Below are 12,806 nucleotides of genomic sequence, written 5' to 3' on the forward strand. Positions count from 1 at the left end.
AGCCGGCTTCAGAAGCTCTTCGGCCACCGCAGAGATGTATGCAAGATGGTTAAAATTTCAATTTCGTTTTCTTTAGCGCGATATGCGACAATATAGGGAATGTCGCTTAGCACCATTTCCCTTGTCCCTGCGACACGACCGACTTTTCCCATCAACGGATAGTCCGGCAGTGTCTCCACGATGGATTGGATACGGGCGATGACCCTCCCTGCGGCGCCTTGATCGTGACGGGCGATGTAAGCGCCGATATGATCAAGGCGGGCAAGCGCTCTGCGGGTCCATTTGATACGCAGGCTCATTTTCCAGAAGGGCTGCCGATATATTTTGACAGGATTGCGGCGACATCCTCATCGGAGGCGAAGTCACTTTGCTCGGCTTCGCGAACGGCAGCCTCGATCTCGGAGAGTTGCCATTCCTCCCGTTCGATGAATTCTTCGATCGCGACGGCTGCGATTTCGGCCGACGAAAGCTTTCGCCTTTCGGCTAGGCGATCCAGACGGGAAACTGTGGAATCTTTCATCTGGAAGCTCAACAAGGTCATGGTAGGCACTCCGCCGGTTCCTTCGTGCCGAAGTTTAGTGGTTGGATATCCCGATTCAAGCGGGAATCGCAATTCTTGGAAATAACTAATGGCAATAACGATAGCCACCCTTCCTCTCGATGATGTCGAGGTGGAAATGGGTTTCGTGGGCGGCGTCGCTTTCGGGGTCGAGGACGGTGGTGAAGTAGAGGCAGCCGGCGGCGCTGACGGTGCGCTGGAAGGCGCCGGTGAGGGTCGAATCCTCGCGGCGGGAGCGAACGGCGACATCCTCGCCCTTTTCAAAATGGAAGCTCGCAATATCGATCGCGTTGCCGCGGGCATGTTCGGAGATCTTGCCGGTTCCGGCGCCGTTGCGCAGGCGGCACATATAGGAGGTTGCCTGGTTGACGGTGGTGATGCGGCCCTGCTCCGGCAGGGCGGCGGAAGCCGCCGGGATGACGCTGTCCTTCATCCAGCGAGCAAGGGCGAGCGCCGCCGGGCAGCGGATCGTCGCCTCCGGCTTCAGTCTGATGCCGGGAAGGGCTTCGGAGACGATGATCGGCTTGTCGATGCCGCAGCCATTACCATCGTCGATGCGCGGTGCTTCTTTGAAGACGACGCCCAGGGACTGGAGTGCGGCCGTGCATTCGGCATGCTCGGCGTCGCTTTCGGGTTCGATCGTCAGGTGTTGCTCTTCAAGCGTCTGCTCGCCGGGCGGCTTACTTTCTTCCGTCGGCGGCTGCGAGCTTTCGGGGCTGCCCGGCGGCCGTGGCGGACCTTGCATCGGCTCTGTCGGCTCGGGCTTTGACGGTGCGGCCTGCGGCGTTGGCGGCGGGTGCGGTACCGGTGCCTGCGGATTCTTTAGACCGGGTTTCGGCTGAGGGGCCGGGACCTCTTCAGGCGCGGGCGGTTCCGCCTTTTTCGAGGACGGGGAGGTGGGGCTGGTCGACTGTCCGGCATCTGGCCGAGGTTCGGGCATCGGGCCTTGCGGGGGCAGGCGGGCGCCGGCAAGAAAGGCGGTAGCGGCGAAAAGGATCGCCAATGTCGAAAGTTTTCTCAACGCGTCCGATTCCTCGTATTCATGGCTAAAGACAACGCATGAGGGCGGTTTTCGTTGCAATTGTGCAACGTCCTTGAAGATCGCTAAAACTTGATTGATATATTCAACATAAAACGACGACTTATGTTGACAATGATCCTCATGTTTTTTATGCGGCGAAAAGAAGGCGGAATTCTGCTTCGTCTTTGTTCGCAAAGCCCAGCCAGCCCATCGAGCGTTCGACGCGCCACGACCAGCCAGCCCGGTAATCATCATGAGAGGGTAGGTTATGATCGTCCGGCATTGGCGCTCGGTTCTATTGGTCTGCACGGCAGTTGCAGCTGTTCTTCCTGTTTCGCAGTCTTTCGCGCAAAACGCTCCGGCCACCACGCCGGAAGCGACGGCGGATGACAGCACCGTCTTGCAGAAGATCGTCGTCAAGGGCAAACGCGTGGCGCCGGGCAGCGTCGCCGATACGCCGCTTGCCACCGAGATCACTGCCAAGCAGCTAGAAGAAAAGCAGGTCACCAATTTTGACGATATCGGCCGCAGCGTCGATGCAGGCGTGAATTATTCGCGTGGTGACGCAGGCTTCAACCTGCGCGGCCTTTCCGGCGCTCGCATCCTGACCACCATCGACGGCATTCCGATCCCCTATATTTCGAACAGCTCGCGCCAGGGTGCCTTTGCGCCGGCCAACGCCAACGGCGGCGGCGACACCTTCGATTTCGATTCCCTATCCTCGCTCGATATCGTGCGCGGCGCGGATTCGAGCAAGGGCGGTTCCGGCATGCTCGGCGGCGCCATTGTTCTCAATACGCTGGAGCCGGAGGATCTTATTCCCGAAGGCCGGGATTGGGGTGCGATCGTCAAGTCGACCTATGACAGCGAAGACCGCAGCATTTCCGGCTCGGCCGCCGCTGCCAAGAAGATCGGCAACACGTCGATCCTCTTTCAGGGCGGCTACCGCAAGGGCCATGAACGCGACAATATGGGCGACAACGACAGCTACGGTGCTCTTCGCACCGAGGCGAATCCGGCTGATTTCGATCAGAACAACCTGCTCTTCAAACTGCGCCAGGAGCTGGAAGGCGGCCATCGCATCGGCTTGACAGCGGAACGATTCCGCCGCGATCTTAAGACCGACCTGCGCCAACTCCAGGGAGGCACCAGTCCTCGCAACTTCATGATCGACAATTATGACGGTCGCGAACTGCGTGACCGCGATCGCGTATCGCTCGATTATGATTATGAAGCGCAGTCCTCCGATGCGTTCTTCAGCAGTGCGCGTGCCACGCTCTATTGGCTAGATTTGAAGAAGGAAGCCGGCAGCAGGGGCCGTACGACCGCCAATGTGGCCTATGGACGTAACAACGAGATTGAAAACGAGACCTGGGGCTTCAGCGGCACCGCGACGAAGGATTTCGAATATCCCGGTCTCAGCCACTCCGTTCGGCTGGGCCTCGACCTCGGCGTTTCGAGCTGGAGCCAGTATAGCTGGGCACTTTGCCCGACGCCCACAACGTGCCCGGCGCTAAATAACCAGGCGGAAGTGCCCAATGTCGACAGCCAGAATCTTGGGCTGACCTTCGAAGACAAGATCGAAATCGGCAATACCGGCTTCGCGCTGACACCCGGCTTCCGCTTTGACTGGTTCAACTACAATCCCTCGACCGGCGGGAGTTTCGCAAACAATACCGGGCTTACCCGTTTCGGGGACCTGAACGACCGAACGGAAGCCGGCCTGTCACCGAAGATTCTTGCGACATACGACCTGACGCCTGACGTGCAGCTCTACATGCAGCTGGCAGTCGGCTTCCGCGCACCCACCGTGGACGAACTCTACAGCCGCTTCTACAACCCGACGGGCCGCTACGCCCAACTCGGCAATCCCGATCTGGAACCCGAAATCGGCCGCGGCGTCGAAATCGGCGCTAATTTTGACACGGGCGATTTTACTGGTCGGGTCGCGGCCTTCCACACCCGCTACCAGAACTTTATCGAGACGGTGACGAGCGTCGACGCGACCGGCTTTATGGAATTCAACTACACGAACGTGTCTGCGGCCACGATCTCCGGTATTGAAGCCAGCGCCGCCAAGACATTCAATAACGGCATAAATCTGCATGCGTCACTTGCCTATGCCTATGGCAGAAATGAAGAAACCACCCAGCGCCTACGCTCGGTGGCACCGTTCAAGGCGATCGTCGGCGGCGGCTGGAGCAACGAGAATTTCGGCTTCGACCTTTCCTCGACGCTGTCGGCCGGCATGCTCACCGACCATCTCGATACGCCCGTCACCAACACCGCCGACACGACCTTTGATGCGCCCGGCTACGCGATCGTCGACCTGACCGGTTGGTGGACGCCGGAACAGGTGCCGGGCCTGCGCGTGCAGGCAGGCGTCTACAACATCTTTGATCAGGAACATTACAACGCGCTCGCCGTGCGCGAGGTCAATCTGAGCTCGGCGACGGCGTCCCAGCCGCGGGAGTGGTATTCGGAGCCGGGCCGTACGTTCAAGGTCTCGATCACCAAGACTTTCTGATCGCGATCACGCCTTCAAGGCTGGGGACGGGCGGCTTTTGGGCCGCCCTTTTCATTCCGGCATTCGCCTCTTGCGCAATCGTTGATCTCAGGCTAACAATTTTCCCATGATCAAGTCCTTGAACATTGCTGTTTGGTGGTGGGTTCGCTAAGGCGGCCTCGACCAATCGTGTCCAAAGACGACGAGTGAGCCGCCCGAAACTTCGAGGCGGCTTTTTTTGTTTTATGGCCGCCTGTCGTCCGGGCCCCGATAACGGAGTGGAACAATGGTAACGATCCTGCGGGATGATGGTGCGGAAATCTACGAGACCAAGGGCGGCGTATCAGTCACGCGGCAGCGGCGGGCGATCCCCTACGGCGATGCGGTCTCTTCCTATGTCGACAAGCTCGATGAGCGCCGCGGCGCGGTGTTTTCGTCGAACTACGAATATCCGGGCCGCTATACCCGCTGGGATACCGCCGTTGTCGATCCGCCGCTCGGCATCTCTTCCTTCGGGCGCGACGTCTGGATCGAGGCCTATAATGAACGCGGCGAGGTGATTCTCGGCTTCGTGACCGAGCGGCTGAAGACGGTGTCCGACATCGTGCTCGGCGCGTCCTCGGCTCGCCGCCTCGACCTCACCGTCAAGACGCCGGACCGGGTGTTCACCGAGGAAGAACGCTCGAAAATGCCGACGGTCTTCACCGTGCTGCGCGCCGTCACCGACCTGTTTTATTCGCAGGCGGATGCGAGCCTCGGGTTCTACGGCGCCTTCGGATACGACATCGCCTTCCAGTTCGACGCGATCGATCTGAAGCTGACGCGGCCCTCCGATCAGCGCGACATGGTGCTCTACCTGCCGGACGAGATCCTCGTTGTCGACAACCACGCCGCCAAGGCCTGGGTTGACCGTTACGACTTCGAAAAGGGCGGCGTGTCGACCGAGGGCAAGGCCGGCGATATTGCTGCCGAACCGTTCGTACGCACCGATGCCATCCCGCCGAAGAGCGATCATCGGCCGGGCGAATATGCCGAGCTTGTCACCAAGGCGAAGGAAAGTTTCCGCAAGGGCGACCTTTTCGAAGTCGTGCCTGGGCAGAAATTCATGGAGCGCTGCGACAGCAAGCCGTCCGACATTTCAAAGCGGCTGAAGGCGATCAATCCGTCGCCTTATTCCTTCTTCATCAATCTCGGCCATCAGGAATATCTGGTCGGCGCTTCCCCCGAAATGTTCGTACGCGTTTCCGGCCGCCGCATCGAGACCTGCCCGATTTCGGGCACGATCAAGCGCGGCGACGACCCGATCGCCGACAGCGAGCAGATCCTGAAACTCCTGAATTCCAAGAAGGACGAGTCCGAGCTCACCATGTGCTCTGATGTCGACCGCAACGACAAAAGCCGTGTCTGCGAGCCGGGTTCGGTCAAGGTAATCGGCCGCCGGCAGATCGAGATGTATTCGCGCCTCATCCACACGGTCGACCATATTGAAGGGCGGCTGCGCGATGACATGGACGCTTTCGACGGTTTCCTCAGCCACGCCTGGGCTGTCACCGTCACCGGCGCTCCGAAGCTCTGGGCGATGCGCTTCATTGAGAGCCATGAAAAAAGCCCACGCGCCTGGTATGGTGGGGCGATCGGCATGGTCGGCTTCAACGGCGACATGAACACCGGCCTGACGCTGCGCACCGTGCGCATCAAGGATGGTATCGCCGAGGTGCGCGCCGGGGCGACGCTGCTCAACGATTCCATTCCTGACGAAGAAGAAGCCGAAACAGAATTGAAGGCCTCTGCCATGCTTTCCGCCATCCGAGACGCCAAAACGGGCAATTCCGGCAGGGTCCAGCGCGACGTCGCAAGCGTCGGCAAGGGTGTCAGCATCCTGCTCGTCGATCACGAAGACAGTTTCGTCCACACGCTCGCCAATTACTTCCGCCAGACAGGGGCGACGGTTTCGACCGTGCGCACACCGGTGCCGGAGGAAATCTTCGACCGGCTGAACCCGGACCTCGTTGTGCTGTCGCCCGGACCCGGAGCGCCCAAGGATTTCGACTGCAAGGCGACGATCAAGAAGGCGCGGGCGCGCAACCTGCCGATCTTCGGCGTCTGCCTCGGCCTGCAGGCGCTGGCCGAAGCCTATGGCGGGGAATTGCGCCATCTGGCGCTGCCGATGCACGGCAAGCCCTCGCGCATCCGCGTGCTGGAACCTGGCATCGTCTTCTCCGGCCTTGCCAAGGAGGTAACGGTCGGCCGCTACCACTCGATCTTCGCCGATCCCTCGACGCTGCCGCGCGAGTTCATCATCACGGCGGAAAGCGACGACGGCACCATCATGGGCATTGAACACGCCAAGGAACCGATCGCCGCGGTGCAGTTCCATCCGGAGTCGATTATGACGCTCGGCGGCGATGCCGGGATGCGGATGATCGAAAATGTCGTGGCGCATCTGGCGCGCAAGGTGAAGACGAAAGCTGCCTGAGGATTTCGAGGGTTATTCGGCCTGCCCTTTCCCCGACTGCGGGAGGGGCAGGCCGTTTTCGAAAGGCCGGTTGACTTCTTCAGACAAATCAGAACATTTCAGGAACGATCAATCGGGATATTCGACGTGGCCAATGCTGAAAAGTTCATCGTTCTTCCCTATCGCAAGAACCGCGGCAATCTCGTTCCCGCTGAAATGCGCCAGGCATCGAACTCCGTCAGCGCGGAGAAAATCGCCTCGGCGATGTCGGAGCGTTTCGTCGGCGTGGCGGCTTATGCCGTGATCGTCGATGAGGAAACCGGGGATATGTCGTCGCCGCGGCTGCTTGCAAAATACGGTGAGATTGCCGATCTCAACGCCGCCTGAGGCGCGCTTTTCACTATGGAGACGTCGCTCTACCTGCCGGTTAAAGCTTTCCTGGAGGCGGCGGGTTATGTCGTGAAGGGTGAGGTCGGAGGGTGCGATCTCGTGGGCCTCAGCGATGCCGAGCCGCCGGTTGTGGTGGTCTGCGAACTCAAGCTCTCTTTCAACCTCGAACTGCTTCTCCAGGCGGTCGACCGCGCGGCGATGAGCGACGAGGTCTGGGTCGCGGCCCGCGTCTCCGCCAAGGGTCGGGGGCGGGAGACCGATAAACGCTATCGCGATCTCTGTCGCAGGCTCGGCATCGGCATGCTCGGCGTCTCCGATGCCGGCGAGGTCAGCATCATCGTCAGCTCCGTCTCGCCGATGCCGCGAGCCAATCCCAAGCGGCGCACGCGCCTCGTCAAGGAGCATCAGCGCCGCCACGGCGATCCCACCGTCGGCGGCAGCACGCGGGCTCCAATCATGACCGCCTATCGTCAGCAGGTGCTGCTCTGCGCCGCCGCAATCGAGCGTGGGGTCGGGCGGCCGCGGGATATGAAGGCTCAGGTGCCCAATGCCGGCCGGATCCTGCTCGACAACGTCTACGGATGGTTCGAACGCAAGGAGAAGGGCGTCTACGCCCTGACGCCTGCAGGGCAGGCGGCGCTCTTGCGCTGGCCGCAGACTATTCTCTCCGAGCCTGCTCCTTGAGCCACGCGAAAGGGGAACCTCATTGCCCTTTGACAAATCCGCCGTCTTCCCCCATATCACCTTCAACTGAACCGCCTGCGCGACATTCGCGTGGGCGGTTTTGCGTTTCAACGGCTCGGAAGCTGCAATTCATTCGCAACCGCAGGGGAACGATATGAGTGACAACGGCGATCTTACGGTTCGCAAGCTGGCGATGTGGGGGATTCCGCTGTCGCTCGGCGTCATGGCGCTGAAGATGGTGGCCTGGTGGGTCACCGGGTCGGTGGCGCTGCTGTCGGACGGGCTCGAATCGTCGGTCAACGTCGTTGCCGCCTTCATCGCCTTCTTCGTCATCCGCTATGCGCAGAAGCCGGCCGATCACGACCATCCCTTCGGTCACCACAAGGCGGAATATCTGTCTGCCGTCACCGAGGGCGTACTGATCGTCGTCGCTGCCCTGCTGATCGTCAACGAGGCGGTTGGCTATCTCGCCGAGCCACGCATGCTGGACGCACCTGTGCTCGGCCTTGCGATCAACTTCGCGGCCGGTGTCATCAATGCGATCTGGGCGCGGCTGCTGATCCGGGCCGGGCGAAAACACCGCTCGGCGGCGCTGACGGCGGACGGCCAGCATATCATGTCCGATGTGGTGACCTCGGTCGGCGTGCTCGTCGGCCTGCTGCTGGCGCTGGCGACCGGTTATGCGATCTTCGATCCGGTGCTTGCCATCCTCGTTGCCGTCAACATTCTCTATCAGGGCTGGAAGGTGATCTCGCAGTCGATCGGCGGGCTGATGGATCATGCGGTCGAGCCGCAGGAGGAGGCGGCGATCAAGCAGGCGATCGCTACCCATGCGGACGGCTCGATCGGCGTGCACGACCTGAAAACGCGGCGCGCGGGCAAAGTCACATTCATCGATTTTCACATGGTGGTGCCGGGGGCGATGTCCGTGCGGCAGGCGCATGATATATGCGACCGCCTTGAGGATGCCATCAGGGCGGTGCACGAGGGCGCCACTATCGCAATTCATGTGGAGCCGGAGGGCGAAAAGGCCCATGGCATCCGCGTCAAAGTCGTGAAGGAGGTATAATGCCGAGTACCGATGTTTCCAGCCTGTCGATGCTGGGTCACCAGACCGAAACCGCGAGATCGCCGGAGGAGGCGGTGCTCGAAAAAGTGCCGTCCAACCATGCCGGCACCGATTACGTCGTGCGCTTCACCGCGCCGGAATTCACTTCGCTCTGCCCGATGACCGGGCAACCGGATTTCGCCCATATCGTCATCGACTACATTCCGGGCGAATGGCTGGTGGAGTCGAAGTCGCTGAAGCTCTTCCTGCATTCCTTCCGAAATCACGGCGCCTTCCACGAGGATTGTTCGGTCTACATCGCCAAGCGCATCGTCGAGTTGCTCGATCCGAAATGGCTCAGGATCGGCGCCTACTGGTATCCGCGCGGCGGCATTCCGATCGATGTCTTCTGGCAGACGGGCAAGCCGCCGGAGGGCGTGTGGCTGCCGGAACAGGGCGTTGCCACCTACCGCGGCCGTGGGTGAGATGCGTTCGGGCGCAGCCCGAGCAATCGATACTTCTTTCATCGCAATTCCGGACGAAAAACCGCTGGGCACTTTTTCTGGAATTGCTCTCAATCGATTGCAGCGGCGAACGCCCTGAGCTTAGAGCGAAGGGCCGGGCAACGGTGCGGCAACCGCTGCCCATCTCTACCCGCTAGATCTCACACATCCGCAACGTCGTCGCCGGACGAGTCGTCAGTGGAATCGTCGCCGTCGTAATCGGCCTGCTGCAGGTTGGCGTCGTTGTCATCGGCTGTGTTGTCGGAGGCCTGGCGGGCGTCATCGTTGCCGTAGTAATTGTTGATGACGGTTTCTTCGGTGGGCGCGCTGGCATTGCCGAAGGGATTGGCGCCGAAGGGCGAGCCCCAGCCGAGCGAGGACATGTGGTTGCCGAAGATGCCGCTCAGCGAATTGGCGAGCAACATGCCGCCGGCCACGCCCGCTGCCGTGCCGAGCGAGCCGCGCAGGAAGCTGCCGCCGGCCGACGGCGCATAGGCCTGCTGGCTCCAGGGGCCGGTCGGCTGCTGCTGCGTCTGGCGGGCATTGCTGTCGCCGCGGGGATCGTCATAGCCGCGGGACTGCTGGCCCCAGGGGCCGGGATTGGAGGAGCCAGGGTTGGAGGGAACTGGGGCCGGCTGCTGCGTCTGGGTATTGCCGAAAATCGAACTCAGGAAACCGCCGCCCTGTTCGGCTTGGCGGTGTTCGCTCTCGCCGGCTTCCAGCTGGCGGACACGCTCTTCGAGTTCCTTGATGTGGTTGGCAGCCGCCTCCAGTCCCTTTTCCTGAACGATGACGGCCTGGGCGAGATAATAGGTGGCAGAGGGCTGTTCGCGCGTCGCCTGGTCGATCAGGGCTTCGGCGTCGCGGTCGCGCGGTGTGGCCGCGGCGGTGCGTACGCGGTCGAAGAGGGCGGTCAGCAATTGGCGTTCTTCGGGTGACATTGTCCTGCCTCCTAATCATCTAGAGCGCCGCGCGTCCGATAGGACGCGCTAAGGACGCTCTATCAATTTAAAACTGCGCATAATCCTTTCCGACAATCGATTCGATTGTCGGGGTTATGCGCTGGCGGCGTTTGCCGCGTGAGGGTTGAGGTAGGAACCGATTTAGGCTTTTCAAAGCCTTTCGCCGTTACAATTCAGTAAGGCTTGCAGAACGGCGCGCGGCTTCTTAAGGATATCTCCATCGCTTCGGTGCCTTGTGTTTTTCCCGCATTGTTTTAGGCATTGAGTCGCACTATGTGCGAGGAACCCGAATTCATCTCCAAGAGGTTCGAATGAACGACGAAGACCAGGACGACAAGACGAAGGAACTGCCGCTCGGCAAGGAAACGGAGGCGAATCTTTTCAAGTCGCGTTCGATCTTCATCTACGGACCGATCAATCAGGAATTGGCGCAGAAGGTCTGCTCGCAGCTCGTGGCGCTTGCCGCGGCCAGCGACGAGGACATTCGCATCTATGTCAATTCGCCCGGCGGCCACGTCGAATCCGGCGATTCCATCCATGACATGATCAAGTTCATCAAGCCGAAGGTCTGGATGATCGGCACCGGTTGGGTTGCCTCGGCCGGCGCGCTAATCTATGTCGCCACTCCGAAAGAGCGGCGCCTGTGCCTGCCGAACACGCGCTTCCTGCTGCATCAGCCCTCCGGCGGCACGCGCGGCATGGCATCCGACATCGAAATCCAGGCGCGCGAAATCATCAAGATGAACGAGCGCCTGAACAGGATCATGGCGGAGGCCACTGGCCAGCCGCTCGACAAGATCGACAAGGATACGGATCGCGACTACTGGCTTTCGGCCGAAGAGGCGAAGGACTATGGCCTCGTTTCACGGATCGTGACGTCGCAGGCCGATATCTAAGTTTTCTCAGCCAAAGCTGCCAAAAACCCGCCCTTGCCTGCCGATCGCAGGTGAGGGCGTTCTCTTTTCGGATAGTGCTTGAACGGAGATGATCTTCCAGCGGCAAGGTCTGAACGGAAAGCAATGAATCCGGACTTGCGTCTGGGACGGCCATCATGCTCCATGCGCCATTCGCGCAGCTCGAGTCCCGCCATGCTCAAAGATTTTTCCGTCCAAGCCCTGTTCATGGGCCTGCTGACCGCCTTCGTCGGTTCCGCCAGTTCCTTCGCCGTCGTGCTGCATGGGCTTGAGGCGGTCGGCGCGACGGATGCGCAGGCGGCGTCCGGCCTGATGGCATTGTCGATCTCCATGGGCATCTGCGCGATCGTGCTCAGTGCAGTGACGCGATTGCCGATCAGTATCGCTTGGTCGACGCCGGGCGCCGCGCTGCTGGCAAGCACCGGGGCGATCGAGGGCGGCTTCAATGCGGCGGTCGGGGCATTCCTGGTCTGTGCTGCGCTGATCATCGTCGCCGGGCTGTTCAAGCCGCTCGGCCGGGCGGTTGCCGCCATTCCCGCGCCGCTTGCCAATGCGATGCTTTCCGGTGTGCTGATCGGCCTCTGCTTCGCGCCGGTTAAGGCGATCGGCTTCAATCCGCTGTTCGGCCTGCCGATCGTCGTCGCCTGGATCGTCGTCGGCGCCTTCAAGCGGCTCTGGGCGGTGCCTGCAGCACTCGCGGCTTTCGTGCTGGTGCTCGCCTTCGGCGTCGATATCCCTGACGGTGCGCTCGGCTCGCTGGAACGATCACTGGTGCCGACGGCGGAGATCGTCCGGCCGGTGTTCAACCTTGCTGCTTTCATCTCGATCGCGCTGCCGCTCTTCATCGTCACCATGGCCTCGCAGAACATTCCCGGCATCGCGGTGCTGAAAGTCAATCACTACGATCCGAAGCCCGGTCCGCTCTTTGCCGTCACCGGCTTCTTCTCGCTGCTGTCGGCGCCGTTCGGCGGCCACGCCGTCAATCTGGCGGCCATTACCGCGGCGATGTGCGCCGGACAGGATGCCCATGCCGACCCGAAGCGGCGCTATTGGGCGTCGCTGATTGCCGGCGTCGGTTATGTCATCCTCGGGCTGCTCGCCGGTGCGGTGACGGCCTTCGTGGCGCTCGCGCCTCCGATCCTGATCGAGGCGGTGGCGGGGCTGGCGCTGGTCGGCGCCTTCTCGTCCTCGGCAATGTCAGCCTTCCAGGCGCCGGACTCGCGCGAGGCGGCGGCAATCACCTTCCTCGTCACCGCCTCCGGCGTTTCCTTCGGCGGTATTTCTGGCGCCTTCTGGGGCCTGATCGCCGGTGGGCTAATGCTCGCGCTGTCGCGGCTGGTGAAGATTTGGAAAGACCGAGCTCAGTCGAGGTAACGGAAGGTCGTTGTGCTATCCAAATGACGGATCCTGGCGCTTTCAGGCAACTCCGCCGGCAATAGGCGGGCAGTTCGTCGACCGTTGGCGACGACCAAAAGCCGGGCAAGGACTTGCCAGCGTCACCGCCCGAGGTTATAAGCGCGGTCATGAAGACCACCGGCGCCAGAATTTCCAACACGATTGCACGCGGCCGCATCGCCCTGCGTGACGTCTCGCGCGCCCTGACCTCGCTTCTTCTCCTCGGCCTTACGCGCGGTTGCCGGGTCCTTTGAGGAGCGCCCGGCGGCCGAAAGCCCGCCCGGCCATCGCTCCTCGCGACTCACTTTCAAATTTGACCTAACGACCGACAAGGTCCGCATTTGTTTATCGCCAAGCCCGACGTGATCG

At 61.3% G+C, this 12,806-nt stretch carries 13 protein-coding genes; 9 read left to right on the plus strand and 4 right to left on the minus strand.

Features of this window, described 5'->3' with window-relative positions; genetic code table 11:
- Window positions 1-8: 8 nt before the first annotated feature.
- From V8P77_RS02035 to V8P77_RS02045, 3 genes are read right to left on the minus strand one after another with little or no spacing between them, the layout of a single operon-like run.
- Complete coding sequence (locus V8P77_RS02035; RefSeq protein WP_222273674.1) at window positions 9-299, minus strand: type II toxin-antitoxin system RelE/ParE family toxin; 291 nt, start codon at window positions 297-299, stop codon at window positions 9-11.
- On the minus strand, window positions 296-649 hold the full coding sequence (locus V8P77_RS02040; protein WP_335910428.1) for a CopG family ribbon-helix-helix protein: 354 nt from the start codon (window positions 647-649) through the stop codon (window positions 296-298). Before V8P77_RS02040 ends, V8P77_RS02035 begins: the two co-directional genes overlap by 4 nt.
- On the minus strand, window positions 627-1,640 hold the full coding sequence (locus V8P77_RS02045; RefSeq protein WP_335910430.1) for an extensin-like domain-containing protein: 1,014 nt from the start codon (window positions 1,638-1,640) through the stop codon (window positions 627-629). The genes V8P77_RS02040 and V8P77_RS02045 overlap by 23 nt, the downstream gene beginning before the upstream one ends.
- Window positions 1,641-1,848: 208 nt before the next feature.
- Between V8P77_RS02045 and V8P77_RS02050 the strand changes: the two genes are divergently transcribed.
- The 6 genes from V8P77_RS02050 to queF all read left to right on the plus strand — a co-directional run bounded on the left by V8P77_RS02050 (window position 1,849) and on the right by queF (window position 9,148).
- Window positions 1,849-4,107: a TonB-dependent hemoglobin/transferrin/lactoferrin family receptor gene (locus V8P77_RS02050; RefSeq protein ID WP_335910432.1), complete on the plus strand. Its 2,259-nt coding sequence runs from the start codon at window positions 1,849-1,851 to the stop codon at window positions 4,105-4,107.
- Between the two features lie 265 nt (window positions 4,108-4,372).
- The gene (locus V8P77_RS02055; protein ID WP_335910433.1) at window positions 4,373-6,562 is read left to right on the plus strand and encodes an anthranilate synthase; all 2,190 of its coding nucleotides are present in this window, start codon (window positions 4,373-4,375) and stop codon (window positions 6,560-6,562) included.
- Between the two features lie 126 nt (window positions 6,563-6,688).
- Window positions 6,689-6,928, plus strand: coding sequence for a hypothetical protein (locus V8P77_RS02060; protein ID WP_335910435.1), 240 nt, complete (start codon window positions 6,689-6,691; stop codon window positions 6,926-6,928).
- A 15-nt stretch (window positions 6,929-6,943) separates the two neighbouring features.
- Window positions 6,944-7,615, plus strand: a complete 672-nt coding sequence (locus V8P77_RS02065) for a DUF2161 domain-containing phosphodiesterase (RefSeq protein WP_335910437.1) — start codon at window positions 6,944-6,946, stop codon at window positions 7,613-7,615.
- Window positions 7,616-7,769: 154 nt separating this feature from the next.
- On the plus strand, window positions 7,770-8,684 hold the full coding sequence (gene emfA / locus V8P77_RS02070) for a CDF family cation efflux transporter EmfA (RefSeq protein WP_335910438.1): 915 nt from the start codon (window positions 7,770-7,772) through the stop codon (window positions 8,682-8,684).
- A complete protein-coding gene (gene queF, locus V8P77_RS02075; protein ID WP_335910440.1) occupies window positions 8,684-9,148 on the plus strand; it encodes a preQ(1) synthase in 465 nt (154 codons plus the stop codon). Before emfA ends, queF begins: the two co-directional genes overlap by 1 nt.
- Window positions 9,149-9,327: 179 nt before the next feature.
- On the opposite strand, the gene V8P77_RS02080 is transcribed toward queF, so the two are convergent.
- Window positions 9,328-10,107 carry a DUF2076 domain-containing protein gene (locus V8P77_RS02080; protein WP_335910442.1) on the minus strand — a complete coding sequence of 260 codons (780 nt, stop codon included), beginning with the start codon at window positions 10,105-10,107 and terminating at the stop codon, window positions 9,328-9,330.
- Between the two features lie 332 nt (window positions 10,108-10,439).
- Here V8P77_RS02080 and V8P77_RS02085 point away from each other — a divergent pair, with 332 nt between their 5' ends.
- The 3 genes from V8P77_RS02085 to V8P77_RS02095 all read left to right on the plus strand — a co-directional run bounded on the left by V8P77_RS02085 (window position 10,440) and on the right by V8P77_RS02095 (window position 12,691).
- Window positions 10,440-11,024 carry an ATP-dependent Clp protease proteolytic subunit gene (locus V8P77_RS02085; protein ID WP_017961514.1) on the plus strand — a complete coding sequence of 195 codons (585 nt, stop codon included), beginning with the start codon at window positions 10,440-10,442 and terminating at the stop codon, window positions 11,022-11,024.
- A gap of 162 nt (window positions 11,025-11,186) precedes the next feature.
- Window positions 11,187-12,416, plus strand: a complete 1,230-nt coding sequence (locus V8P77_RS02090) for a benzoate/H(+) symporter BenE family transporter (RefSeq protein ID WP_335910445.1) — start codon at window positions 11,187-11,189, stop codon at window positions 12,414-12,416.
- A 149-nt stretch (window positions 12,417-12,565) separates the two neighbouring features.
- Window positions 12,566-12,691 carry a hypothetical protein gene (locus V8P77_RS02095; protein ID WP_335910446.1) on the plus strand — a complete coding sequence of 42 codons (126 nt, stop codon included), beginning with the start codon at window positions 12,566-12,568 and terminating at the stop codon, window positions 12,689-12,691.
- The last annotated feature ends 115 nt before the right edge of the window (window positions 12,692-12,806 follow it).

It is taken from the genome of Rhizobium aouanii (assembly GCF_037002925.1).
In the GTDB taxonomy this organism is placed as follows: Bacteria; Pseudomonadota; Alphaproteobacteria; order Rhizobiales; family Rhizobiaceae; genus Rhizobium; species Rhizobium aouanii.